This window comes from [Clostridium] citroniae WAL-17108 (assembly GCF_000233455.1).
In the GTDB taxonomy this organism is placed as follows: domain Bacteria; phylum Bacillota; class Clostridia; order Lachnospirales; family Lachnospiraceae; genus Enterocloster; species Enterocloster citroniae.
In genome coordinates, this window is record NZ_JH376420.1 from 1,914,634 (window position 1) to 1,940,052 (window position 25,419).

Below are 25,419 nucleotides of genomic sequence, written 5' to 3' on the forward strand. Positions count from 1 at the left end.
ACACGGTCGTGGAGTTTCCTGAGCCTGAGACTGTCCACTGCCGCGGCATTCTCCTTTGTAGAGTGTTCCACATACCGTAAAAACGCCATAAGCTCCGGGGAGATGCGGTCATCCCCCTCTCCCCTGGTATTCAGGAATATCCTCACCGCCCCATCTTCCAGACGCAACGAATCATCCTCCTCGCACCTCATTTTAAATGTGTATCGGCAGAGTCTTTTCCCAAACAGATCAAAGGGCGCTATGGTTATCAGGTACACATTGGCCAGATGGTTAAAATCAATGGTTCCCGGCTCCAGGAGCCCTGCGTCCAGTACGGACTGGTAATATCTGCTGCGTCTGGGCAGGTTCTTTGTGTTGAATGCCTGCATCTCAGAATTGTAGATCGTTCCGTCCTCCTCCTGTCCCCACACATCCAGACGGATCCCACGGAACGTGGGCAGGGTGCGTATCTCCTTCTCGCTTTGGGTGTTATCCCGTAAATTAACCTCGTGGCCCAGGATAATCTCCAAAACACCTTGGTATGTCTCGGAATCCTCCATCACCTCACCAAACAGAAATCGGTTCAGCAGGTTCAGTTCCCCCAGCGGCTTTCTTGTCTTTTGTTTCATACTTCCTTCTCCCTTCATTTTAACATACAATGATTTCCTTGTTAAGGTTTCTTTGGAAAATCCCGGCGATATGCCGATCGGGCGAATGCCCTATGATTTTTTAAGATATGATTATCATACTACCAGGAATCCGGTGAAGCAAGCATTTTTAATTCTAAATCCTTCTTATATTCTTGCTCCGGTGCTGCTGAAATGCTATATTGACAGAAACTAAAGGCAAGAATCAACTTGACATATATGGCTATAGATGTCATAATAATAGTAATCAGAATTGTTATTGATATTTCAATATACTCTCGGAGTCCCCGAGAGTACGCCTTATTTTAAAGGAGGTACCCCATGGAATTTATAAGCAGTATCACCCTGGCCGAATGGATTATCATGTTTGTTGTATTCACCGTGATCGGAGCAGCCTACTGGCTGATCGAGGACTCCCGTAAACGAGGAATGCCCGTAGGAGGCAAGGCATGCGGAGGCTGCCCCCATTACTGTCAGATCAACCGTAACTGTGACGGCACCCCAAGATCACAGGGCAGCACGCCTGAGGAAGAGACCATGAAGAAGTAACCCCTTAAAACACAAACCATTAAGACACAAACCATCAAAACAAATTCATCAAAACAAATTCATCAAAACACAGATGGAAAGCCAGGCCGGAGAAATCCAGCCTGGCTTTCTATCTGTTGCAGACAATTCCATGTTCCGCCCTCTGCCTGCAACATATGATTGTTCTGATCCTACTGTTTCACAATAAACGACTTCCTCTTACTCGCCACATCAAAGATAACCGCTGCCAGCAGCACCGCGCCCTTTACCACCTTTTGCAGGTTCTGGTCCACGCCCATGATGCTCATTCCCAGATTCAGGACGCCCATAAGGGTGGCTCCGATAATCACGCCGGGCACGGTTCCCGTACCGCCGTAGGCGGATGCCCCTCCGATAAAGCAGGCGCCGATGGCATCCATCTCATAGTTGTTGCCTGCCGTGGGATTGGCGGAATTAAGCCTTGCCACGGTAACCATTCCGGCCACTGCGGCTAAAAGCCCCATGTTCAGATATGCCAGGAAATACACGCGGTTGGTATCTATGCCTGAAAGCCTGGTGGCCTTTTCATTGCCGCCCACTGCATAGAAATACCGGCCGGTGGTGGTTTTTGAGGAAATATAACTGTAAATTCCGATGATCACGCTGACCCAGACCAGCGCATTGGGGATCCCTTTGTACTGGGCAAGCTTGAAGGTAAAGAACAGGACCACCCCGCTTATGATCACGATCTTTGCGATCACTCCCCCAAGTGGGTCTACCCGGTATCCCTTCTGCAGTTTTTTCATGCGTCCGTAAAGGCTGCTTACCGCATAGATCAGGCTGACCGCAACCCCGGCCAGCATACAGGTCATGTTCAGGCCTTCCATGCCAAAGATATCCGGGACATATGTATTAAACAGGGTTAAGAACGGATCCGGTATGGGGGATAATGTCATTCCCTGAAGCACCACATTGGACAATCCGCGGAACATAAGCATCCCTGCCAGGGTAACAATAAAGGGAGGGATCCTCACATAGGCGATCCAGAATCCCTGCCATGCGCCAACTGCCATGCCGATCATGGCCATAGCCAATAGCGTAAGGTAGGGATTGATTCCCATATTGATCATCATACTCCCTCCGATGGCTCCCACAAAACATACCACGGAGCCAACGGACAGATCGATATTCCCTCCTGTAAGGATACAGAACAGCATGCCGGTTGCAAGGATGAACACATAGGCGTTCTGGGCGATCAGGTTGTTCACATTCTGGGGCAGAAGCATTTTTCCCCCTGTATTTACAGTGAAAAGGATTACGACCACGGCCAGGACAATGACCATGGTATATTTCTTTAACACCTCAGATAATTTTATCTTGTTCTCCATACTCTACTCTCCTTTATCTGATTTCAGGATACAGGACATGATGTATTCCTGGGTGGCTTCCTCCGCCTTTACCTCGCCGGCTATCCTGCCCTCGTTCATGATATATATGCGGTCAGACATTCCAAGGACTTCCGGAAGCTCAGATGAGATCATGATAACGGACTTCCCCCCGGCTGCCAGCTGGTTGATGATACAATAGATCTCGTACTTGGCCCCCACATCGATCCCTCTGGTGGGCTCGTCCAGTATCAGAATGTCCGGTTCTGCAAACATCCATTTGGCCAGCAGCACCTTTTGCTGGTTCCCGCCGCTTAAATTCCCCACATTCTGCTCCACGGAGGGACATTTTGTTTTCAGTTTGTCCCTGTACTCCTCCGCCACCATGTACTCTTTGTCCTTGTCAATAACCGTATGCCTGCTCACCGCCTCCATATTGGCAAGGGTCGTATTGGTTTTAATGGCGCTGGAAAGGATCAGGCCGTTCCCCTTCCGGTCCTCGGTCACATAAGCCAGCTTATGGCGGATGGCATCCCGCACTGAATGCAGCTTGATCTCCGTTCCATGAATAAACAGTTTTCCCGAAATATTGGTGCCGTAGCTTTTTCCAAAAATGCTCATGGCCAGCTCTGTCCTCCCTGCTCCCATAAGCCCGCAGATTCCAACCACCTCGCCCTTTCCCACACGGAAGGATACATTGTCCACCACCTTTCGGTCAGAATACAGCGGATGGTATACATTCCATCCCCGCACCTCCATGGCGGTTTCTCCCACATGGACGCCGGTACGTTTGGGGAAGCGGTCCACCAGCTCCCGCCCCACCATTCCCTTAATGATCCGGTCCTCAGTAACGGCATCTGTTTTTTTGTCCAGTGTCTCTATGGTGGAGCCATCGCGGATCACTGTGATCTTATCCGCCACATATGCGATCTCATTGAGTTTATGGGAGATGATGATGGATGTCATTCCCTCGGACTTAAACTTAAGGAGCAGTTCCAAAAGCGCCCTGGAGTCATCCTCATTCAGGGAAGCCGTTGGCTCATCCAGGATCAGCAGCTTCGCATGTTTTGCCAATGCCTTGGCTATCTCCACCAGCTGCTGTTTCCCCACCCCGATATCCTTTATCAGCGTATGGGAGGATTCCAAAAGCCCCACTGTTTTCAGGTATTCGTCCGCTTCCCCGTAGGTTTCATTCCAGTTGATCGCGTATTTTCTTCCCTTCTCATTTCCAAGGTACATGTTCTCAGCAATGGACATATAGGGCACCAGAGCCAGTTCCTGATGGATGATCACAATGCCCTTTTCCTCACTGTCACTGATACGGCTGAATTTACATACCTCGCCGTCATAAATTATATGGCCCTCATAGCTTCCGTAAGGGTAAATGCCGCTGAGTACATTCATCAGCGTGGATTTCCCGGCGCCGTTTTCACCTACCAGAGCATGGATCTCCCCTTCCTCCACCTGCAGGTTAACATTATCAAGAGCCTTTACGCCCGGAAATGTCTTCACGATATTCTTCATTTCCAATAGTATTTTTGCCAACGCTCTCCCTCCCTGAACAAATTTAAGTTTGGGACGGCCCTGCCCTGCGTGCCTGATGGTCCAGACAGGCTTTGGTGCATCAGCCGTCCCTGAAATTTGTTTTCCCCCGCCGCTTTACAGGCAGGGGAATCCGCTTCTGAATGCTGATCTACTTGATCTGATCCTCGGTGTAATAACCGGAATCCACCAGCATTTCCTTGTAATTATCAGCTGTGACAACCACCGGCTCACACAGATAAGTGGGGATCACGCCTGTACCGTTGTCATAGGAAGAGGAGTCGTTGATCTCGGCCTCACCGCCCTGCATAACGGCATCCACCATCTTGACCACCTGGGTTGCAAGGGTACGTGTGTCCTTGAACACGGACATGGCCTGTTTGCCGCTGAGCATGTTCTTAACATTTGCAATGTCACAGTCCTGGCCTGTGATGACAGGATAGGTTCCCGTGTAGGAGGATGCCAGGGCATTTTCCACACCCAGTGCAGTGGAGTCATTGGAGCAGAGCACTGCATCCAGCACGGTGCCGTCTGAGTAATTTCCCGCAATAATGGTATCCATGCGGTTCTGGGCTTTTTCAGAATCCCAGTTGGCAGTGGCTACCTGCTCAAATGCGGTCTGGCCTGATTTCACAACCAGCTTGCCCTCATCTATGTATTTTTGCAATACGTCCATTGCTCCGCCAAAAAAGAAGTTACAGTTATTGTCAGCCGGGTCACCGGTGAACAGTTCAATGTTCTTTGGCTCTGTGGCTGTCTCAAGTCCAAGGGCTTCCACCAGGTACTCCCCCTGTTTCTGCCCTACTTTATAGTTGTCGAAGGTTGCATAGTAGGTAACCGCATCCGAGTTCATGATCAGGCGGTCGTAAGAGATGACCGGAATTCCGGCCTCCTTTGCCTGCCCCAGAGGCTCGCCCAGGGAGCTTCCGTCTATGGATGCGATTACAAGCATCTGGCAGCCGTTGGAAATCATATTCTCAATCTGGGATACCTGGGTCTGGACATCATTGCTGGCATACTGCAGATCCACCTCATAGCCTGCTGCCTCCAGTTCCGCCTTCATGTTGGCGCCGTCCTGGTTCCATCTCTGGAGATCCTTTGTGGGCATTGCAACGCCGATCAGGGCTCCTGCTCCCCCGGACGGGCCGGTCTTGTCCGCTGCCGTGCCTGCTTTGTCCGCTGCCGCGTCTGAACTGTTCCCTGCGTCCTTTGAGTTTTCCCCGCCCTCTGTCTTTGCCGTCTCAGCCGCGGCCGGCGCCGCACTGTCCGCCGCCTTTCCTGAACCGCATCCGGTCATCAGGGAAGCTGCCAGTGCCATTGTTAGTACGGTTGCAAAAAGTCTTTTTTTCATTGATGATTCCTCCTCCAAACATTTATTTTTGATGTTCTTATCCTATCACAACCAGCACAGGACTTGCTTGTGAACCAGTAGCACAAAAATATGAGTTTGAAAAAAGAGGAGGACAGGGCTGGACATTTTCACAGCAAAAAAATGCTATATAACATATCCTCCGGACATGCATGATCATGCACCGTGTGGTAAAATAAGGGAATCTGATCAAGAGAAAAAAGATGGCAAGTATGGAACAGAACACATTTGAAATAACAGAATTGAGAAACCACCCTGAATGGGCGGACCGCGCCGCCGGGTGGTTTCATGAAAAATGGAAGGTCCCCCGGGAAAAGTACAGGGACAGCATAAACGAATGCATTGCCCGGCAGACAGGAGTCCCCCAGTGGTACATTCTCCTGAATGACCGGCAGTCCCGCCCTATTTTCTCACATTTAAATACACATCCTCCTCAGCATGGAATCCACCTTTGATGATCACCTCATCCATGTTGTCCCTTGTCACTGCCACGGGAACCAGTTCCCTGTACGGCACTTCATAGGTGCCGTCATCAATGGTCTTGGTGATATCGGCCAGTTTTTCTCCCCTGCCCAGTTTTACCGCATACTCTGCCGCAAGTCTGGCCTCCTCCTCCACGGATTTGAAGGCTGTCATATTCTGGGTGCCCTCCACGATCCGCTGGCAGGCCATCAGGTCGCCGTCCTGGCCTGTCAGGACCACCTTCCCGGCCAGTCTCTCCTCTGAGAGCGCCCGGAAGGCCTGGGTGGCAAGATCGTCATTGCCGCACATAACGCCTTTGATGTCCCGGTGCTGCGCCAGTCCCTCCTTTACATAGGTAAAGGCATACTCTGCCAGCCATCCCTCGCAGTTGGCCTTATAGACCACATTCAGACCGCTTCCGGCCAGCACTTCGTTGAATCCTTTCCGGATCTGGAGCACATTTCCGTCTGTCTCAGGTCCCTGTATCATGAAAATATCGCCGCCCTCAGGCACGTGTTCCAGGAAGCACCGGGCCATCAGCCGTCCCACTTCCTCATTGTCAAAGGATATATACAGGTCACAGTCCGCGTTGGTGATCAGCCGGTCGTAGCTCACGGTCCTGATTCCCGCATCCTTGGCCTTTTTCATCACGTCCGACAATGCATCGCAGTCACCGGCAACCACTGCGATCACATCCATCTGTTTCTTAATAAAGTACTCGATCTGTTCAATCTGCTCCTGCACATCCCCGTTGGCATTCTGGACATTCACGTCCGCCCCCAGGGCCTTGGCGGTTGATACAAATACATCCCGCTCCCTGATCCACCGCTCGATCACAAAGGAATCAAAGCTGAGTCCGATCTGCAGACGGCTTCCTCCATCCGTGCCGCTGGTCTCTATGGCCTCCTCCGTCTTTTTGCACCCGCCCAGGACCACCGAACACGCAAAGGCTGCAGCCACAGTAATAATTCCTAATTTTTTCCATATTTCTCCCCGCATAAGCTTCTCACCTCTCCCTGTACTCGCTGGGGGTCTTTCCCTCGTACTTTTTAAAAATACGGCTGAAATAATTCGGGTCGCTGTACCCGCACATGACACACACTTCCTTGATGCTGTACCTGGGATCTCCCAAAAGCTGTCTGGCGTGCCCGATCCTGGTGCGGGTCAGGTATTCGATGAAGTTTTCCCCCACCTCCTGTTTAAACAGCTTGCTGAAATAGTAAGGGCTGATATCCACCAGCCGTGACACATCATCCAGGGAAATATCCTTGGCAAAGTTTTCATTGATATACCCCTTTACCCTGGAGACTACATTCTCATTTTCCCGTTCCCTGAATGTGCTTATATTCTCACAAATCTCCCTTGTCTTCCCAATAAACCAGTGCCGGAGGGCATTCATATCCCCTGCTCCCTGGATCTCATTCAGGTAATTCTCCCTGTAGCGGAATCCATACTGGACACAGCCCATCTCCCACGCCTTCTGCTCCAGGCGCATCACCAGCTCCAGCACCTTCACCTCGATGTTGGCTCTTACATTCCCAGCATGGGCCACCATCCAGTCGAAAAACTCATTGGCGCAGCCCGCAGCCCCTTCCCGGTCCGCCTTGACTCCTCTCTGGAAATACTGGACCTCCAATTCCAGGGGGTACTCCCCGTCATAGTCCGCAACCGTGGAAATGTCCATGATATGGACCACATGGCTGTCACTTTCCCTCAGGGCCCTAAGCGCTTCCTTGTAGGAATCCCTGGTATCCCTTACAGGTTTCACCGTGCCGATACCGCCCCTGAACCGGATATCAATGGCGCCCTCCAGTTTATGGATCATATTCCTGGCCCTGGTAATGATCTCCACCCGTTCCTCATAGCGGGTCTTCTCACTGTCAAAAGGCGCCAGCAGCACAATCCTGTTCCCCATGATCGGGCCGATGATGCAGTCAAAGTAATCCTTTACCAGCTCCCGCAGCTGGTTATAGTGTTTGTTTACCCGTACATTGGCGCCCACTGCATTGGTCATAAGCCCGTCCACCATGCTGTCCCCGAATTCCAGCACCACCATGAACCCATACTGTTTTCGGATATCCAGCATGTCCAGATAATCGCTTCTGTAAATATCCGTGTCATCCTGGAGAAGGTTGTAGATAAAGCCGCTCTCGATCATGGGAACCACCAGCTCCAGCTTTTCCCTTATCTTCAGGTCATCGCTCAGCTTCTGCCTGGCCTCCTCCACCTGCCGCATGGCCCGGATGCAGACTTCCAGTATTTTCTTTTTATTCACCGGCTTAGTGATAAACTCCATGACCCCAAGATTGACTGCCTCCTGTGCATAGGAGAACTTGTCATAAGCTGTTATGATGATAAAGACCATGGATGAATTAAATTTACGCACTTCCCTGATGGCCTGGATACCGCTCAGCCCGGGCATCTGAATGTCCACAAAGGCAATGTCCGGCCTGAAAGCCTCTGCCTGCTCGATCACTGCCCGTCCTGTTTTCACGCACATAACCTCACATTCGCTTCCGAAATTAGAAAGTATGATGCTTTTGATGGACTCCAGCATGATCCCTTCGTCATCTGCTACTAATATCCTGAACATATATCTGCCTCCTTATGTTGGCCCGGCGTGTGTGTTTGGGATTGTGAGGATAACAGCCGTTCCGCAGTCTTCCCCCTCACTGGCGATCTGAAGCACCTGCTCCGTGCCATAGTACAGCCGCAGCCTGGATATCACATTTCCCAGGCCGATTCCCGTGGAATCACTGTCCTTAGCCACCCGGGTCCCTGAGAGTATTTCCCGGATCTGTTTTTCTGTCATTCCCCGTCCATTGTCTTCCACGCGTATTTCGATCCGGTCTTCCTGTTCCCCTATCTTCAGGCGGATCTCCCCCTGCCGCTCAATGCCGCGTATGCCGTGATTAACCGCATTTTCCACCAGGGGCTGTAAGATCATGCTGGGTATCTTGTGTTCCAGAGCCCCTTCATCCACCTGGGAATCGTAGTGGATGTCGCCTGCAAACCGCACGTTCAGGATGTAGATGTAGTTTTCCACTGTCTCCACCTCTTCCCGTATGGTGGCGTCCTCCGATCCCTTCTTTACATTGTAGCGGAAAAGGTCAGCCATTTTCTCAATAAATACCGATGTCTTTTCCGCATCCTCCATTACTGCCAGCTGGACCCCTGCGTTCAGGGAATTAAACAGGAAATGGGGATTGATCTGTGACTGCAGGTATTTGAGCCGGGCCTCCTTCAGGTGATTTTCCATGAGAAGCTCCCGCGCCCGCATCTCCTGCTCCTTTTCCGCGCTTTCCCTTATCTTGTTTACATACTGGTCCAGGCTGTCCACCATCTGGTTAAATGTTCCTGTAACGATCCCCAGCTCATCTCTGGACTGGATGGGCGTCACTTTTACATGGAAGTTCCCCTGCCCCACCAGCTTGGCGGTCTGCGCCAGATTGGTGAGCGGGGTCACAATATCCCGGGTCAGCATCATCATGACTGCCAGGCTGATGACCATGACGATACAGAGGATCACAAGACTGATGATCTCCAGATACCGCAGGGCGGACTGGAGTGTCTGGTAGCTGGCGGAGTTATTCTTAAACTGCTGCCCGTTAAGCAGATCGATATCCTGGTTAATGTACTGAAAAAGCTTCAGGGCGGATTCATAGGAGCTTTTGTATTTTTCCACGTTCAGACCCCTCTTGGCCTGCACCGCCTCGTCCGTAACCACCAGGTAGGTCTCCGACATGTTCCGTATATTTTTCTCAAGAATGCGGATGGGATTGTCCGTGATCTCCATATTCAGTCCGTTTAGCAGGTCGCGGTACTCCTGTTCCGCCCGGTAGTAGGCGGTGAGGGAATCCGAATCCCTGACCTCCAGATACTTGTACATGAAATTCTGCACGTCATCCAGACATTCGGACAGCTCATTAAGGTTTACATTGCTGGAGTACACGGAATCCATCCTTACCACCAGTTTGTTGATCTGGGCATAGATCAACAGGTTGCTGGCAAACAGCGCAGCAGCCGTCAATGCGATCTCCAAAAATAATTTGTGGGTTATAGGAAGATTTTCCCAGAACCGCGCCCAACGTTTTCCCATAAATGTCCCTCTACTGATCCATATCTATGAAATAAGAAACATTTTCACTGGTTACAAACTGAAGGCCCACGCTGTAAAAAGAATTGGTCCTTCCGTCCCTGATGCACTCCATCATGGCCTGCATACTGTCACGCCCCATCTGCTCCGTGTCTATGTAAAGAAACATGGCCATGGTTCCCCGCCGGACCGCCTCCAGGGTGGCGGCGGACTTATAATACCCGATAACCTGTGTCTCCCCCACGCGGTTATAGTCGATCACGGCCTGATATACCGCCTCGGTATCCACCTCATCCATACACACAATGATATCCGGCGCTCCCTGCTGGTTCTGGAACAGGTTCCAAACAATCTCCTCGGATTCAAAGGCACGCTCCGAGGAGATCCTGATCTCCTCCACCTTTACACGTTCCGCCGTCTCCTCAGATGTGACCATCCTGTTATTGATCTGGTAAAAGATCTGTGACTGGTTGCTGTCAATGGCATTGTCATGGAGCAGCACCGTGATACGCAGGGATTCCCTGTCCTGGGGAAGTATTTTCCAGATCTGGCTGGCGTACTCCTGTCCCAGCTGATATGGGTTGATGCCCACATAACTTTTCCGCTCCGTCCTGGGGGCATCGTTTAAAATGGTGACCACCGGTATGCCCTGGTCCGTGGCCTCATTGATCTTTTCCTCCAGCGCCTCCTCGGCCGTACATTCCAGCAGGATCCCATCCACCTTTGCGGCAATGCTCATGTCCATGAAGTCCGTCATGGAATAAGCGGAAGACTGGTTTGTCCCCTTCAGCTCCACATACGCGTTCTGGTCAGCTGCCTCCTCCTTTACGCTGGCGTAAACATCCTTCCAGAACTGGGATTCCGTATTACCCACGATCATCACAAAATGCTTGTCATAGCTTCTTATATTTTCCGCATGATCCACACCGATCTTTTCAAGCACGTATCCGTAAAAGGAAATGGTCAAAAGGGTGAGAAACATGATGCTGAACAGGCCGGCAAATACCAGCCAGAATAATTTCTTTTTATTCCTGTCCATCCCCTCACCCCCCTCTCCTTGTCTTTCATTATTATACAAAACAATTCTTTAAAACAAAAGCAGGATAATCTTGCAGTGGGATAGCATTTTTTTGCACAAGCCGCAAATCACCTTCTCCTGACAAGGGCACCCTTGCTTCAGATCCGCGGCCTGTAAAAGAAAAGGACACAGATACAGCCGCAGCCAAAACTTCAGGCCATCGTTTAAGCGATGGCCTGGGCTTTGGTTACGGCTGCATGGATTCATACCGGTATAACGCTTGGTTTTTATGCAAATGGATTTTCTGTCTTATACAGCATTCCCTTGAGTTGGTTAAACCCAATCTCCTCCACATCCACTCCAATGTATTTGAAGATCTCGTAGATGGCTTTTCCGTAATGGCCAAAGGCAACCGCGCCATGGTGCGGGAAATTCTTCTCGATCAGTACGTGACGGTAGAACCTTCCCATCTCAGGGATGGCAAATATGCCAATGGCGCCAAAGGAACGGGTTGCAACAGGCAGCACCTCTCCCTGTGCAATATATGCGCGCAGCTGGCTGTCAGCCGTGCTCTGGAGGCGGTAGAAGGTAATGTCCCCGGGAGTAATGTCTCCCTCCAGTGTGCCCTGGGTCACTTCCTCAGGAAGCGCCCTGGCCATGATCAGCTGGTACTTCATCTCACAGAAGGACAGCTTCTTGGAGCTGGTATTGCCGCAGTGGAAGCCCATGAAGGTCTCCTTCTGGGTGTAGTCAAACTTGCCCTTGATGTCCTCCTCATACAAATCTGCCGGAACAGAGTTGTTGATATCAAGCAGTGTTACCGCATCCTGGCTTACGCAGGTTCCGATGAACTCGCTGAGAGCGCCGTAGATATCCACCTCACATGATACCGGGATCCCCCGTCCTGTGAGGCGGCTGTTTACATAACATGGAACAAATCCAAACTGGGTCTGGAACGCGGGCCAGCATTTGCCGGCAATGGCAACGTATTTGCGGTATCCCCTGTGCTCATCGATCCAGTCTAACAGGGTCAGCTCATACTGGGCCAGCTTTTCAAGGATCTCAGGCTTCTTGTTCCCGGTCCCCAGTTCAGCTTCCATATCCTTAACCACATCGGGAATGCGCTTATCTCCTGCATGGCGGTTAAATGCTTCAAACAGGTCCAGCTCGGAATTTTCCTCGATCTCCACGCCCAGGTTGTACAGCTGCTTAATGGGCGCGTTGCATGCCAGGAAATTCAGGGGCCTGGGTCCAAAGCTGATGATTTTAAGGCTGCTAAGCCCAACCACGGCGCGCGCAATGGGAACAAACTCCTCGATCATATCAGCACATTCCTCTGCCGTTCCCACCGGATACTCGGGGATATATGCCTTAATATTGCGCAGCTTCAGGTTATAGCTGGCATTCAGCATACCGCAATATGCATCCCCTCTTCCCTGTACCAGGTTATTGCCGCTCTCCTCAGCCGCTGCGATGAACATGGACGGCCCGTCAAAATGCTTTGCCAGCAGTGTCTCGGAAATCTCCGGTCCGAAGTTGCCCAAATACACCACCAGGGCGTTACAGCCCGCTTTTTTTACATCCTCCAGGGCCTGTACCATGTGGATCTCACTTTCAACAATGCAGACCGGACATTCATAAATGTTTGCTCCGTCATATTTGTTTTTATATGCTTCCACCAGGGCCTTTCTGCGGTTTACGGAAAGGCTCTCCGGAAAACAGTCGCGGCTTACAGCCACAATACCGATCTTCACCTCAGGCATGTTAATCATAGTATGTATCCTCCATCTTCTTTTTGTGTGATCATGAAAGGGAAATGTTCTCCCCTGTCAGTCCGATCCAGGCGCCTTCATCCAGGCCGCCCTCCTCATGGCCGATCAGCCACTTATTCCTGGCTGCCAGCAGCTTTTCCTCTCCGCACCGGTCCACGGGCCTGTGGTCCAGCTCCATATTTGTTCCCTGGGGAAGCACCACCACGCAGCGGAACCCTTCGTCCCCGGCCTCACAGGGGGCGTAGTGAAGGGTGGTGGCATACACTTCTATAAGGGTGCCCGCAGGCACCAGAAATGCCTTTACCTTTGATGTGTCATAGGTGAAATCCTCCGAAATATCCTGCTGCTTGCCCAGAAGCAGGATCAGGTCCTTCACCGCCAGGTTCACCTCTGAATCCCTGTGATATTCCAGGGCATTCAGCTTTCTGTTGTGTCCGTTGCAATACCCCACCTGGATCTTCATCTGGCCGTAAATCCCATCTGCCAGCTCTTTGGCAGCGGACAGCGCCTCCAGCTCCGGCACCGAAGCCACATAAACCACTCCGTCAGGCAGAGGAGTGGATTCCATTGCCTTCATAAGTCCGCTTACATCATATCCTTCTATGACCCGGCCGTAAGCCTTAAATTCCGGTCCGCGCACATCCATCACTTCCATGTCGTCTCCTCCTGGATCATGGGCACCTGGCCGCCGTATATGGACAGCTCCGGTCCCTTCATGTTCTTTCTCTCTCCCCGGTAAGCTCAGCCCTTCAGGCCGGCCAGGGTTTTAAAGTCCCCTTTCAGGCTGCCGTACAGGTGCTGATACAGCCTGTGGTAATCCGCGTAAACCTCCGCGTTGTTCTTTACAGGATCCGTGCTGCTCTTTTCACTGATCAGCCGGCTGCAGGCCGTCTCCACATCAGGATAGATCCCGCATCCCACGCCTGCCAGGATGGCAACTCCCAGGGCGGGTCCTTCGTCCTGTCTGACGGTCTTTACAGTACATTGGTACAGATCAGCCAGCATCTGCCTCCACACAGGGCTTTTGCCCCCGCCTCCGCAGGCCATCATCTGGGTGACCTCCACGCCCATCTCCTTCAGGATCTCATTGCAGTCGCACAGGGAATAGGAAACCCCCTCCATTACCGCCCTGAGCATATGCTTCTTGGTGTGGATGGCAGAGAGTCCGAAAAAGACGCCCCTGCAGTCCGGGTCCAGATGAGGGGTACGCTCTCCCATCAGGTAGGGAAGATAAATAAGGCGGTCGCTCCCCGGCGCTATGCCAGCCGCATCCTCATTGATCAGGTCATACACATCCTTGCCCCTGGTCCCGGCCTCCTCCACGTAATCCTGGCAGAACTGGTCCTTAAACCACTTCAGCGAAAGGCCCGCCCCCTGGGTGACGCCCATGATATGCCAGGCCCCCGGTACGGCGCAGCAGCATGTGTGCACCCTTCCCTTGGGGTCAATGGAAACCTTGCTGCTGTGAGCAAATACCACACCGGAAGTTCCGATGGTGGTAAATGCAGTTCCATCCCTTACGATCCCTGTTCCCACTGCCGCGGCCGCATTGTCCCCCGCTCCCCCTACCACCTTCACGTCCGCGGTAAGCCCGGTCTGGTCCGCCACAGTCTTAAGCAGGGTGCCTGTCACCTGGCAGGACTCGTAAACCGTTCCCAACAGGGACTCATCGATATCCAGGGCATGGAGCACTTCCTCCGACCAACACCTGCCGGGCACATCAAGAAGCTGCATGCCGCTGGCATCCGATACCTCGGTGGCAAAATCCCCGGTGAGCACATAGCGTATGTAATCCTTTGGAAGCAGGATATGGCGGCATCTTTGATAGTTCTCAGGCTCATGCTTCCTGACCCAAAGTATCTTTGCCGCAGTCCATCCTGTAAGAGGCGGATTGGCTGTGATCTCGATCCAGCGCTCCCTGGGCATGATCTCCAGCATGTCCTCCACTTCCCTGCCCGTCCTCTGGTCGCACCAGATAATGGAAGGGCGGATAACCTCGCCTTCCTCATCCAGCATCACAAGGCCATGCATCTGTCCTGAGATGCCGATCCCCTTAATCTCCTCTGCCGGTACACCGGACTGCTCCGCCACTGCCTTCAGGGTTGCGAGGACTGCGTCCCTCCAGTCCTCAGGCTTTTGTTCCGCCCACCCGTTCTCAGGCTGGTACAGCGGATACTCCCGGGAAGCTGAGGCAACCACGGTGCCGTTCTCATCAAACAGCACGGTCTTTGTTGCGGATGTGCCCACGTCAACGCCTATCAGATAATTCATGTTTTGTTCTCCTTTCTGTGATTCCACCGGAATCTTCAAACAAAATCATTCCTAATAACGATTATACCCATAAAACGTTCAGCTTTCCAGATTCAAACTTATCTTCATAACAGCACTTTTTTGCCCTTTTATAATTTTTCTTTTACCAAATCCATGGCTGTCAGCTCTGCTTTCCCCGGGGACCGTCCCCTTCCCCCTCCATCATCCTGCGGTATTCGCTGGGAAGACATCCGTAACGTTTGGAAAACGCCTTGGAAAATGCCCGTCCATTGGGGAATCCGTTGTTCAGAGCCACCTCCGTCAGGCTATGGCTGGTATTCATCATTTCCCTGAGTCCGTATTCGGTGCGGAGATCCAGCAGATAGGTCTTATAGCTGACACTGGCGTACCGCTTAAACATCCTGGACAGGTAGGTGGGGGAAAAACCAAAGGTAGCGGCCAGGCTTTCCAGTGAGATATCCTTATTATAGTTATTCTTTATATAGGCCGTAATATTGGAAAGCTTGTCCAGATGGCGCTTATGGCGTATATTCCCCAGATCCTCCTCCGCCCGCATAAACCGGGTCACCAGAAGATAGAGCAGTTCCATAAATAAACTCTTTACCTTTAATTCATAGGCAAATTCCTTCTGTACATAGGTTCTGTAGATCCGCACGATCAGCTGTACCAGATTCAGATTATCCTCATCCGACTGTTTGGTAAACAGGGCGTAATCATCCTCATCCAGATATCCCTTAAAGCAGGACACAGGAATCTGCACCACAATAGTGGTATTGGGGTCCGGCACCTCGATGGAGTGGATCTCATTGGAGTTGACGATCACAAAATCAGCGGCCTTTAAAGGAAGCCTCTTATTATTGATGAAAAACTCCATCTGTCCCTCCAAAACCAGGAAAATCTCCACGGAGCGGTGCCAGTGTTTGGGCACGCGGTAATTGCCGTCCTTTCCCTCAAACAGGAACAGACGGAATGGAAGGTCTTCATTGGGAATGACCAGTTCATGCTTATAATCCATATTCATCTTCCTATTTCTCCTGTAAAGCCCAGAGTATGTGCGCAAATGCTCTAAGACAACCATTTCTTGCCCTTTTTACTTATTAAAAGGGAAAATACCCTTAGAGATCAAACAGATGCAGGCCAATCTCCTCATTCATCTTCCGCTCCACCTGGCCGGACATGATATTTACAAAAATTTCCGCAGTAGCACTGATCACAGCCCGGATCATATGTCCCCCGTGGCATTCCCCGCGGTCCAGGTTTCCAATCACCATATGGACATGCAGGTACGGCTCCCCATCCAACCTTGTAATGCTGCCTGTAATGGAAGCGATCTCATACGTTCCCTGGTAGCACGCCTCTGTAAAGCCTTTTGTCTCCGTGTCAAACATCCCCAGTTCCACCAGGGAAGCTGCTCCCAGTCCTGAGATCTCAGCCAGCCGGATGTCCTCCTTTCTGCCGACCTCCAACAGGCACTCCCCCACCTCTTCCCCCGGGTCCAGGCGAAGCACCAGTCTTTCTCCCCATCTCTTATATTCCATCATATCCTCCTTCTATCTCATTGAACCATAAAAGTCTCGATCTCGGGAAATGCCCTCAACGCGTCCTCCCGTCCCAGCTCATACATCTGGCGGATCCGCTCCGGATCACGCTCTGTCCGCCGGATCTTAATGAGGCGGCTGGGGCGGATAACATACACCTGTCCCTCCCGCTCAAGACGCTGGATTTCATCCAGTTCACGGTTATACACAAGGTGGCGTCTCCGGGCCGCCTCCACAAATTCCGGATACTCCCTGAACGCCCTTCGTATGACGGGCATCATGGGATTCTGCTTTTTCCGGTATCCCGCCGGCCGTGTCAGTATCACAAGAGTTCTTTTGTACCCCATCTTTCTGAAAGCCCCCACCGGAATGGAATCCGAAACCCCTCCATCCAGCAGCTTGCGGCCGTCCAGCTCCACCATGCGGGAAGCAAGGGGCATGGATGCGGAAGCACGCACCCAGTCAATGAGTTCTCCCCTGAGGCTCGGGCAGTAATGGTACACGGGCTGCCCTGTCTCCACATCCGTGCAGGTCACATAATACCTGGTGGCGGAAGCCTCAAAGGTATCATTGTCAAAGGGATCCAGCTTTTCCGGAAGCTCATGATAGCAGAAGTCCTTTCCAAACATATCCCCTGTTCTGATCAGGGATTGAAAACTCATGTATCTGGGATCCCTGCAATATTTCAGATTGTACCGGATGGAGCGTCCCTTTTGCTCCGATACAAAACTGCACCCATGAATAGCTCCTGCCGAAACGCCGATCAGCCCATCTGCATGAATATTCTTTTCCAGCAGCACATCCAGCACGCCTGCCCCGTATATGCCGCGCATCGCTCCGCCTTCCACCACGATTCCTGTTTTTATCATTTCCATTCTTCACCTCTTACTGCTCTCCGCGGCCAAGGCATCACACAGTCGCCTTTGTCCGCTGGGGAAATCCGCTTCTGAATGTTGATTATACTCTTTTTACCGCAAAAAAACAATCAAAAGGCCGCGGCGGTCCGGCTGATCCCCAGCTTTTTCCACCACAGCCTTATATCCAACATTTAAAGGGGATCCCCGCCGCAGGTTCCATCACGGGAGGGACGACCCTCATTTATCCATCCACCGGTGCATGACCTCCAAAAGCCGGTCAATTTCCAGGGGCTTTGCAATATGTTCACTCATTCCCGCCTGCTTGGCCCGGTACACATCATCGGCAAATGCATTGGCTGTCAGGGCAATAATGGGAATCTCCGCCCCATCCGGCCGCTCCCCTCTCTCCCCCATGGTACGGATGGCCCTGGAAGCTTCATAACCATTCATCACAGGCATCTGGATATCCATAAGGATCAGGGCGTATGTACCCGGCGGATTCCCTGCAAACAGGTCCACAGCCTCCCGGCCATTGACAGCGCAGGCCGTCTCCAGCCCTTGCAGCATCAGAAGTTCCTGCACGATCTCCCGATTCAGGTCATTATCCTCCGCCAGCAGGATCCTGGCGCCTGGTTCAAAAGCCGCGGTCCCGGACGGATTACCGGTGTTGTGACACCGGCCAGCCTTCTCACCGGCCGTCTGCGCCCCAGCCTTCTCACCGGCCGGCTCCCCGGCTTTATCCTTTGCCTTCCCCGGCGCCTGCCCATCCTCCTCTGGTTTCTCTCCGGCCAGCTTCATAAATACAGTTACCACAAATCTGGTGCCCTCGTCCAGCCTGCTCTCCACCTGGATGGTCCCATTCATCATCTGGACCAGATTCCTTGTGATGGCAAGTCCCAGGCCGGTTCCTTGGATTCCCCTGACCCGCGCGTCCGCCGCCCGCTCAAAGGGGGTAAACATCTTTTCCTGGAAAGCAGGGGACATACCGATCCCATTGTCCTCCACCGTAAACTCATAGCAGCCCACATGATCCTTCCCGGAGGGCTTTTCCTCCAGGGCCGCACGGATACAGCCCTTTTTTGGAGTGTACTTTACCGCATTGGACAGCAGGTTCAGAAGGATCTCCTTTACCCGGACCAAATCCCCGTAAACAGCGTCATGGCTCAGATCACCCACATAAACCTCCAGGTGCTGCTCCTTTTGTTCCGTGTCCGGGCGGATCATCAGGCCGATCTCCCGCATCATACCATTCAAACTGAATACAGACTCCGTAAGGCAAACGCTGCCTGATTCTATCTTAGACATGTCCAGCACCGCATTGATCAGTCCCAGCAGATGGTCCCCCGACATACGGATCTTGGAAAGACAGTCCGCCACCTTCGCCTTATCCTCCAGATATCCCTCTGCCACTGCAGCCATGCCCAGAATCGCGTTCATAGGCGTGCGGATATCGTGGCTCATCTTGGATAAGAACTCAGATTTCGCCTGGTTTGCGCGGTTCGCTGCCGCGTACGCCTCCTCCAGGGCCTGCTTGGCCTTGCGCTCCTCCTCACGGTGCTCCAACTCCTTTTGCTTTTCACTGCTGATATTGCGGAATGCCAGGATCACAGTCTTAGGCCTTCCCCCTTCCATGGCAACCAGATGGATCTCCAGCCTGAGCCACATGGGAGATTCACTGGCGCCGGCCGCCATCCTGAACTCCGCTTCCATGTGTTCATTCTTCTGGGTGATCATCTGCATAAGCCAGTCTTTGTCACACATCAGCTCTATCTTATGCCAGTCCGTATCATCCACCTGATTCAGGATATAGCTTCGCAGGATGGATGAAAATTTACCGGCCCTGGGCAGCAGTTTCGTCTCCCTGGCATCCGGCACACGCACCCCATAATAGCTGTCCTGAGGCAGATTTACATAGAAAATGCTCACATACACCCCGTTTATTGCCAGCAGGGCCGACTGGTTCATATGGAGCCGTTCACTGTTTTCAAACAGAAGGGATTTCATACTGTGAATATTATAGAGTGCTCCCACCACACGGCCGGGCTTTCCATCCTCCTGTATAAGGCGGCTGTTCACCCTGTACCAGATATATTCGCCCTTTTTCCCTCCGGGAGTGGCGCAGCGCACCTCAAAGGCCTCCGCCCTGCCTTTGCATATATTGTCGATCACCATGGGGACATCATCCGGATGCACGATCTGCTGCTCTACCAGCGCCTTAGAGTACGGATGCAGCTCACCGCGCAGGATTCCCTCCCCCAGCCTGGGCTCATAGCTGATAAATGTATCAGAATCCATCAGGTATTCATACATGACGGCAGCACTGGCCTCCATGGCCACACGGTACATTTCCTGTTCCCTATCCAGCTGCTGCTGAAGAGTTTTGCGGGCCGTGATGTCCACCAAGGTGCGCTGAATGATATAATCCCCTTCCGGTGTGGTCCCCACCACCATGTTGGTTCCATCCATCCAGTGGATGGAGCCGTCCTTCCACTGCGCCCGGTATTCCATATCCTGCCTGTCCCCGGGACTTTGAAGCTTCAGATAACAGTCCCGCAGCCGTTCCTGGTCCTCCCTTAGGACGGTTCCCAGCACGCCGTCATGCCAGTCCCTCAGTCCTTCCTCCACACTGTCATATCCCAGAAGGGTCAGCGCCGCCCTGTTGGCGGAGATGAGCCGGTAGCCCTTGTCCCGGCTCCGTGAAAAACGGATAATGCCGCAGGGCACCGTATCATAGATACTGCTAAGAAGCCCTGTCTGTTCCCGCAGACGCCTGGCATCCTCCTCTGCCTGAAGGTTCTTTTTCTGCATCTCCTCCTCCAGCCGGTTCAGCCGTTCCTGGACATACTCATAGGACTGCCTTCCGATCTTCTCAGGGAACTGCTCCCCCTCCATCATCTCCTGATATGGGTTGGAACAGTGGATATGGGAACACTTAAGCCCCTCATCCGTTTCCTGGAACACAAATGACACCCTCTGATGCACTTTCAGGTACATCCGGGTGCTTGGATCCGTGGCGATCCACATCCTCCCTGTCACTATGTAAAAACCTGCTGCCGGCTGGATGACATCATATTCCTCATCCCATATATTACACCTGGGGATTTCGCCCTTCATCTGCCGGAATGCGCCGGTGCACGCCTGGCGTCCGGCTATATACTCATCTTCCCCCGCGCCCATCCATAAAAACTCCGGGGCAAATGCGGATATGATACTATCAACATCATTTTCACAATAGTGCAGGTGCATCAGCCGGCTTGCCAGCCGCTTTGCATCTTCCATGCGCTGCGCGCCTGTAACCCCATTCTGTTTTCCCACAATCATAACCTGCTTTCACTTATCTGCGAAAATAGCTTGCTGTTTTAATCATACTTGATAAACAAGGACGCGTCAAGAAAAAAGCCGGGGCTGCGGCACCGGCTCCGGGATAAAGCTCCCCAAAAATGAGGACAGCTAAAAAACCAGCCGTCCTCTGTGTTCCTGTTATTTTTTCCTGGAAAATCTTACCTGGCAGGTAGGACATCCGTCTGCAATGGTATCGCCCAAATGGAAGTCAAATCCCATTGCCTTAGCTATATTCCTGTCACCGTCCATGGCCATATCGCACAGCTTTGCACACAGGGCATCGTCAAAGCCAAGGTCCTGCCATGCCTTTAACAGCGGACAGTGGTGAAACTCCACATCCAGGACATCGTCATTCTTCTCCTTAACTTCTACCTCAAAGGATTTCTGAAGAGTTGGCGTAAACATGGTATTAAAAAAGCTTTCGCAGCTCTCCGGCTTCTCGCAGCGTTCCCTGATCTCACTTCCCTGTACTCTTCCCGTCTCACTGATAGCCTTGCGTATAATGGCCTCAACCTCTTCTGCCCTTCCTTCTTCTACGGCATATTTGTAGGTTAAACCTGTCCATGTGGATCTATGTCCGATGGCCCCTCTCTGAATATTAACCTTCTCGTCATCCTTAATTGTAATTTTGTTGTCGATCATCTTAAATATCCTCCTTTTTCTTTTGCTTTCTATTTTGCTTTCTATTTTGCTTCCAGCCTGTCATAAGCATAGGTTGGATTAAGCGTCATGCTTCTTCCACCGGATACTTCAATCGTAACAGCAGTCATATAGCTTGCAGCGTCACTGGCAAGAAATACAATTGGCTTTGCAATTTCTTCCGGTTCAGCCATTCTGCGAAGCAGAGTAGATGATGCATTACGGTCCAGCTCCTCCTGACTGATGGCTTTTTTTACCAGAGGCGTTACGGTAAAGCCCGGCATAATACAGGTTACTCTCACATTATGTGCGCAGTACTCTCCGGCAAAGGTGTTGGTCAGATTGTTAACCGCGGATTTTAATGGTCCGTAAAGAGTACTTCTTCCCGCGGAAGAGCAGCGCGCAGCAAGGGAACTTACATTGACGATCGCCCCCTTCTTCTGCTCCTTCATATATCGGAATGCCGCCTGGCAGCCGTAGATCACCGACTTAAAGCAGACTCCTGTCATGAAGTCGATCTCCTCATCATCATACTCTTCACCTTTCTTATAACCTGTGGCACCTACGTTATTCACCCACACATCCAGACTTCCAAAATGGTCATGGACATGCTCTGCAAACGCATAATTTTCCGCAGCCGATGATACGTCAAATGCCTCATAATACACTTCTCCCAAACCGGAAAGCGCCTGGGCAGCTTCCTTTAATTCATCCTCATGACGGGAACAGACAGCAACCTTTGCGCCCTCTTTCAGAAAGGCTTCCGCCGTTGCATAGCCGATTCCCTTGCTGGCTCCGGTCACTACCACCGTCTTGCCCTGTAAACCTAAATCCATGGAATACCTCCCGTAAAACCTTATTTAAAGAACATGGCCATAACGGCTCCTGCAATGAATACGGAACCGGATGTAGCGCTGACAAAACCTGCAACCAGCGTCTTTGGAAGCATATGCTGCTCCAGAACCTGATACTCCTCTTCATTTTCCGCACATACCTTAGCTGCCTCAACACTTAAAGTATAGCTGGCCGGAAAGCCCCCTGCAATGGAACCTAAGCCAAGAGCAAATGCCATCGGCGTGCTCATCCCAAGCTTCTTTCCAAGAGGGATAGCGAAAACTGCAATGCCAACGGTTGAAAGCACGATCAAAATTGCAAAATCCTTGATCAGCTGAACCACTGTATCCGGCGTACAGCTGCTGAGCTGTGAGAATACAAACATCATGATGATCGTGTAAACAAAACCCATACTGCGGGAACGAACCAAAACATTCTTCTCTGTAAAGCCAAAGGCTGTTGCAAATACTCCAAGGATCAGCGCCCATACGAACTTGGAAATATATCCACCGCTTAACTTATCCAGATAACCGGACATCACGGTAAGGATTACCATTGTAAACAGATATGTAAAGTCGCTCTTATACTTGCCGGGCAGCTGAGGGAAAAGAACATGTTTGTTTTCCTCTGCAGCCGCCGTCTTCTGTACTGCTGCTGTCTGCCAGGTTCCTTTTCTATACTGGTTCAGTACAGAATATCCTTCCTTCTTCAGACAGATGCTGGTCAGAGGATATCCCACAAAACCCTGCAGTACGTATACCGCCATTGCAAGGATTGCAAGATGCTCTGTAGGCGCAACGGACTGCATCATCATAGCTGCCACAAAACCGCCTGTCAGAGGAGGAGCTGCAACCGCCGCTGTCTCCTTGCCCAGGACCAGGGTTCCCACGGTCAGGATAACCACCAGAATGCCCAGCATACCCGCCAGAGTGACAACAACCGTTTTCCACTGATCGATCAGTTCCTGGATATCCAGCATGGTTCCCAGGTGCACAACCATCATCATAACCAGAAATGTGGGTAAATTTGCGGCAACTCCACCCTGCTGAAGGATGTCTGCCGGCAGGAAGGTCCAGAATCCGATTACAAATAACACTGCCGTAATAAACATGGATGGTACAAATGCTTTCGTAGCGGTAGAAATGACCTCTCCAATAATGACCAGAATCAGCATGGTCAAAAATGCGGTCTGTACATCCCACTGCGCCTCTCCGATGGCAATCTTATAAATGCCAAAATACAGATAGGCAACAGCCATGAGAGCAAGCAATCCATAACCGATCCACTTTTTGGAATTCTTTTGTTCGCTCATACTCAAGCCCTTCTTTCTTTTGTTTTTCTCCCTCTTGGAGCTTCTGTAATCATATCACAGATTTTTTCCATTCACAATATATATTGTGATTTTTGTCATTATATACAATATATTTTAATAATATTTGTAGCTTTTCAACAATTTTTATTAAAATCTTCCCCTGCTTTTTATTTTTGTGATATGATTCAAAAATATAAGGTGTTTTTTGGATTTTTATGATATGATTTAATGTAAGAAATTACGTTGAAAGGACTGTGCTGTATATGGAACAAAAAGAGACGAAAACAATTATGAACCAGGTATACAATGCAATATTTTCCGATATTATCCACAATGAATTTGATTTTGATGAATACCTTACCGAAAAAGCCCTGATGGAAAAATACAATGTCAGCCGGGCGCCTGTAAGAGAGGCCCTGATGCAGCTGCGCAGCGACCATTTTATCGTTTGCATTCCCCGTCACGGATACCGCATACGCAGGCCGGACCAGCAGGAGCTGCGCGATATTGTAAACTTCCGAGCTGTGTTGGAATGCAGTTTCCTGGAACAGTATTATTACTCCATTACCCCCGAACATATCCAGTCACTGCGGGAAATCTGCCGGCAATACGCCGACAAACAGGACAAGAACTTTATTAACTACTGGAAATTAAACCGTGACTTTCATGCAAAGCTTTTTTCCTGTTATGGGAATGATTTCGCCCTCCATACATTGCTGGAATCCATGGACCGTCAAGTTATTTACTTTGTGGAGATCATGAAAAACTATTATCTGGCGGCAGACCTTCACTTTGCCATGCTGGACTACATTGAAAAAGGCGATATTAAAACAGCCATGACCCTTCTCCGGGCGGATATTGAGAAAATACCTACCAACGATGCCCTTCAGCGCGTTAAGCAAAATCACCCTATCAATGCTGAGGTCCCTACCTACAGCCTGTGCTAGATACCACATGCCTAAAGAAGTCCGCAATGGCTTTGATGTCCGGGATATTATTCCTGCTTACAAAAAGGCTGCACTATTTGACCAATTACGAAAGATAGCGGGATAGGGGCAAATCCATATCCGTCATTCTTTCTTTATCATCAAATAGTGCAGCCTAAACTGCTTTTAAATTAAAACCCACAACACACCGGCATTCTATCCAATGTCCTCCAACAGTTCCTCCATCATGTCCGGGTCTGCCAGTTTCATATCCTCCTTAAACACCCCGGGATAGGGAAATGCCATATCACCATACAGCTTGCCAAAGGCAACGTAAACCTTTTTGCCCTTTAAAGCAAAAACAGTGCCCGCACCGTAACGTCTGTGTTCCACCCTCTGATTGATGATTTTCATTTGACCTGCCCCTCCACTGATATCATTCCCCCATGTTCCGCCATTGCCTTTTCCCGCGGCATTTTTTCCCGTACTGCCTTTTCCCGCGCCGCCTTCCTGCGTCTTTTAAGAAGCTCCGACTGTTCCCTTTTCCGCTGTGCCTCATATACTTTATATCGGAACAGCCGCATGGCTTCCTCTTCCTTCTTCTTCGCTCCGGCAGCCGCAAGGGCAGACAGCGCCTCCTCCTGAAGGCCCTGGGATTCAAAACTCAGAAACCGTTCAAAGGCATCCGGATATAAAAACAGCTTTGTCCCGGCTTCCCCTGAAAAAGAAACCCATATATGGTTCTGATCCACCTCCGCCACTTTACCCAATCCGTATTTGATGTGCCTCACAGTCTCATTCAGCATTTTCTCACCTTCCTGAAAACAATATCAACCTTTTGCTTCCTTCCTATTTTACCATTTTTTGTTTTGAAAATGCAAATGTAAACTTTTATTTACTGTAAAGTTTGTGAATTTTTCTCA

22 protein-coding genes are annotated in these 25,419 nt (G+C 51.0%); 2 read left to right on the forward strand and 20 right to left on the reverse strand.

The features are described 5' to 3' along the window. Window positions 1-608: Rpn family recombination-promoting nuclease/putative transposase (locus HMPREF9469_RS08630; protein WP_007861026.1), on the reverse strand; the 608-nt coding region annotated here is incomplete at its 3' end. Window positions 609-947: 339 nt separating this feature from the next. On the opposite strand from HMPREF9469_RS08630, the gene HMPREF9469_RS08635 reads away from it, so the two are divergent. Further along, on the forward strand, window positions 948-1,175 hold the full coding sequence (locus HMPREF9469_RS08635; RefSeq protein WP_007861027.1) for a hypothetical protein: 228 nt from the start codon (window positions 948-950) through the stop codon (window positions 1,173-1,175). A 170-nt stretch (window positions 1,176-1,345) separates the two neighbouring features. On the opposite strand, the gene mmsB is transcribed toward HMPREF9469_RS08635, so the two are convergent. The 17 genes from mmsB to HMPREF9469_RS08725 form a co-directional block, all read right to left on the reverse strand. Beyond that, window positions 1,346-2,521: a multiple monosaccharide ABC transporter permease gene (gene mmsB, locus HMPREF9469_RS08640; protein ID WP_007861029.1), complete on the reverse strand. Its 1,176-nt coding sequence runs from the start codon at window positions 2,519-2,521 to the stop codon at window positions 1,346-1,348. Between the two features lie 3 nt (window positions 2,522-2,524). Then, the gene (gene mmsA, locus HMPREF9469_RS08645; protein ID WP_007861031.1) at window positions 2,525-4,063 is read right to left on the reverse strand and encodes a multiple monosaccharide ABC transporter ATP-binding protein; all 1,539 of its coding nucleotides are present in this window, start codon (window positions 4,061-4,063) and stop codon (window positions 2,525-2,527) included. Between the two features lie 148 nt (window positions 4,064-4,211). Next, window positions 4,212-5,411 (reverse strand): multiple monosaccharide ABC transporter substrate-binding protein, encoded by a 1,200-nt coding sequence (gene chvE, locus HMPREF9469_RS08650; RefSeq protein ID WP_007861033.1) that lies wholly within the window; start codon window positions 5,409-5,411, stop codon window positions 4,212-4,214. 420 nt (window positions 5,412-5,831) lie between these two features. After that, entirely contained in the window at window positions 5,832-6,890 is a 1,059-nt protein-coding gene (locus HMPREF9469_RS08660) for a sugar ABC transporter substrate-binding protein (RefSeq protein WP_007861035.1), read from the reverse strand. A gap of 7 nt (window positions 6,891-6,897) precedes the next feature. Then, on the reverse strand, window positions 6,898-8,484 hold the full coding sequence (locus HMPREF9469_RS08665) for a response regulator (protein ID WP_007861037.1): 1,587 nt from the start codon (window positions 8,482-8,484) through the stop codon (window positions 6,898-6,900). A gap of 12 nt (window positions 8,485-8,496) precedes the next feature. Then, entirely contained in the window at window positions 8,497-9,990 is a 1,494-nt protein-coding gene (locus HMPREF9469_RS08670; RefSeq protein ID WP_007861038.1) for a sensor histidine kinase, read from the reverse strand. 10 nt (window positions 9,991-10,000) lie between these two features. Beyond that, entirely contained in the window at window positions 10,001-11,026 is a 1,026-nt protein-coding gene (locus HMPREF9469_RS08675; protein ID WP_007861039.1) for a substrate-binding domain-containing protein, read from the reverse strand. 266 nt (window positions 11,027-11,292) lie between these two features. After that, window positions 11,293-12,777, reverse strand: a complete 1,485-nt coding sequence (locus tag HMPREF9469_RS08680; protein WP_007861041.1) for an L-fucose/L-arabinose isomerase family protein — start codon at window positions 12,775-12,777, stop codon at window positions 11,293-11,295. Window positions 12,778-12,808: 31 nt separating this feature from the next. Continuing rightward, window positions 12,809-13,432 carry a DUF4867 family protein gene (locus HMPREF9469_RS08685; protein WP_007861042.1) on the reverse strand — a complete coding sequence of 208 codons (624 nt, stop codon included), beginning with the start codon at window positions 13,430-13,432 and terminating at the stop codon, window positions 12,809-12,811. Between the two features lie 86 nt (window positions 13,433-13,518). Next, entirely contained in the window at window positions 13,519-15,048 is a 1,530-nt protein-coding gene (gene xylB / locus HMPREF9469_RS08690) for a xylulokinase (protein WP_007861043.1), read from the reverse strand. 160 nt (window positions 15,049-15,208) lie between these two features. Further along, complete coding sequence (locus HMPREF9469_RS08695) at window positions 15,209-16,063, reverse strand: AraC family transcriptional regulator (protein ID WP_040415783.1); 855 nt, start codon at window positions 16,061-16,063, stop codon at window positions 15,209-15,211. Between the two features lie 100 nt (window positions 16,064-16,163). Then, window positions 16,164-16,589: a PPC domain-containing DNA-binding protein gene (locus tag HMPREF9469_RS08700; protein ID WP_242827899.1), complete on the reverse strand. Its 426-nt coding sequence runs from the start codon at window positions 16,587-16,589 to the stop codon at window positions 16,164-16,166. Between the two features lie 14 nt (window positions 16,590-16,603). Next, complete coding sequence (locus tag HMPREF9469_RS08705) at window positions 16,604-17,452, reverse strand: patatin-like phospholipase family protein (RefSeq protein ID WP_040415785.1); 849 nt, start codon at window positions 17,450-17,452, stop codon at window positions 16,604-16,606. A gap of 228 nt (window positions 17,453-17,680) precedes the next feature. After that, window positions 17,681-20,758, reverse strand: a complete 3,078-nt coding sequence (locus tag HMPREF9469_RS08710; protein WP_007861049.1) for an ATP-binding protein — start codon at window positions 20,756-20,758, stop codon at window positions 17,681-17,683. A gap of 165 nt (window positions 20,759-20,923) precedes the next feature. Further along, a complete protein-coding gene (locus HMPREF9469_RS08715; protein WP_007861050.1) occupies window positions 20,924-21,427 on the reverse strand; it encodes an L-2-amino-thiazoline-4-carboxylic acid hydrolase in 504 nt (167 codons plus the stop codon). 41 nt (window positions 21,428-21,468) lie between these two features. Continuing rightward, window positions 21,469-22,260 (reverse strand): SDR family NAD(P)-dependent oxidoreductase, encoded by a 792-nt coding sequence (locus tag HMPREF9469_RS08720; protein WP_007861051.1) that lies wholly within the window; start codon window positions 22,258-22,260, stop codon window positions 21,469-21,471. 20 nt (window positions 22,261-22,280) lie between these two features. Continuing rightward, window positions 22,281-23,570 carry a hypothetical protein gene (locus HMPREF9469_RS08725; RefSeq protein ID WP_007861052.1) on the reverse strand — a complete coding sequence of 430 codons (1,290 nt, stop codon included), beginning with the start codon at window positions 23,568-23,570 and terminating at the stop codon, window positions 22,281-22,283. Between the two features lie 263 nt (window positions 23,571-23,833). Between HMPREF9469_RS08725 and HMPREF9469_RS08730 the strand changes: the two genes are divergently transcribed. After that, window positions 23,834-24,517, forward strand: coding sequence for a GntR family transcriptional regulator (locus HMPREF9469_RS08730; RefSeq protein ID WP_007861055.1), 684 nt, complete (start codon window positions 23,834-23,836; stop codon window positions 24,515-24,517). A gap of 195 nt (window positions 24,518-24,712) precedes the next feature. Here HMPREF9469_RS08730 and HMPREF9469_RS08735 read toward each other — a convergent pair whose 3' ends face one another. Beyond that, window positions 24,713-24,910, reverse strand: a complete 198-nt coding sequence (locus tag HMPREF9469_RS08735; protein ID WP_007861057.1) for a hypothetical protein — start codon at window positions 24,908-24,910, stop codon at window positions 24,713-24,715. Beyond that, window positions 24,907-25,302, reverse strand: coding sequence for a hypothetical protein (locus HMPREF9469_RS08740; protein ID WP_007861060.1), 396 nt, complete (start codon window positions 25,300-25,302; stop codon window positions 24,907-24,909). The genes HMPREF9469_RS08735 and HMPREF9469_RS08740 overlap by 4 nt, the downstream gene beginning before the upstream one ends. Window positions 25,303-25,419 lie beyond the last annotated feature (117 nt).

What these genes read in the sequence shown, in the direction of transcription:
- HMPREF9469_RS08680 (WP_007861041.1), bottom strand. Translation starts at nt 12,777, where the DNA reads ATGATTAACATGCCTGAGGTGAAGATCGGTATTGTGGCTGTAAGCCGC.
- HMPREF9469_RS08730 (WP_007861055.1), top strand. Translation starts at nt 23,834, where the DNA reads ATGGAACAAAAAGAGACGAAAACAATTATGAACCAGGTATACAATGCA.
- HMPREF9469_RS08700 (WP_242827899.1), bottom strand. Translation starts at nt 16,589, where the DNA reads ATGATGGAATATAAGAGATGGGGAGAAAGACTGGTGCTTCGCCTGGAC.
- HMPREF9469_RS08685 (WP_007861042.1), bottom strand. Translation starts at nt 13,432, where the DNA reads ATGGAAGTGATGGATGTGCGCGGACCGGAATTTAAGGCTTACGGCCGG.
- mmsB (WP_007861029.1), bottom strand. Translation starts at nt 2,521, where the DNA reads ATGGAGAACAAGATAAAATTATCTGAGGTGTTAAAGAAATATACCATG.
- HMPREF9469_RS08725 (WP_007861052.1), bottom strand. Translation starts at nt 23,570, where the DNA reads ATGAGCGAACAAAAGAATTCCAAAAAGTGGATCGGTTATGGATTGCTT.
- HMPREF9469_RS08675 (WP_007861039.1), bottom strand. Translation starts at nt 11,026, where the DNA reads ATGGACAGGAATAAAAAGAAATTATTCTGGCTGGTATTTGCCGGCCTG.
- HMPREF9469_RS08720 (WP_007861051.1), bottom strand. Translation starts at nt 22,260, where the DNA reads ATGGATTTAGGTTTACAGGGCAAGACGGTGGTAGTGACCGGAGCCAGC.
- HMPREF9469_RS08735 (WP_007861057.1), bottom strand. Translation starts at nt 24,910, where the DNA reads ATGAAAATCATCAATCAGAGGGTGGAACACAGACGTTACGGTGCGGGC.
- HMPREF9469_RS08660 (WP_007861035.1), bottom strand. Translation starts at nt 6,890, where the DNA reads ATGCGGGGAGAAATATGGAAAAAATTAGGAATTATTACTGTGGCTGCA.
- xylB (WP_007861043.1), bottom strand. Translation starts at nt 15,048, where the DNA reads ATGAATTATCTGATAGGCGTTGACGTGGGCACATCCGCAACAAAGACC.
- HMPREF9469_RS08670 (WP_007861038.1), bottom strand. Translation starts at nt 9,990, where the DNA reads ATGGGAAAACGTTGGGCGCGGTTCTGGGAAAATCTTCCTATAACCCAC.
- HMPREF9469_RS08740 (WP_007861060.1), bottom strand. Translation starts at nt 25,302, where the DNA reads ATGCTGAATGAGACTGTGAGGCACATCAAATACGGATTGGGTAAAGTG.
- HMPREF9469_RS08715 (WP_007861050.1), bottom strand. Translation starts at nt 21,427, where the DNA reads ATGATCGACAACAAAATTACAATTAAGGATGACGAGAAGGTTAATATT.
- HMPREF9469_RS08695 (WP_040415783.1), bottom strand. Translation starts at nt 16,063, where the DNA reads ATGGATTATAAGCATGAACTGGTCATTCCCAATGAAGACCTTCCATTC.
- chvE (WP_007861033.1), bottom strand. Translation starts at nt 5,411, where the DNA reads ATGAAAAAAAGACTTTTTGCAACCGTACTAACAATGGCACTGGCAGCT.
- HMPREF9469_RS08665 (WP_007861037.1), bottom strand. Translation starts at nt 8,484, where the DNA reads ATGTTCAGGATATTAGTAGCAGATGACGAAGGGATCATGCTGGAGTCC.
- HMPREF9469_RS08635 (WP_007861027.1), top strand. Translation starts at nt 948, where the DNA reads ATGGAATTTATAAGCAGTATCACCCTGGCCGAATGGATTATCATGTTT.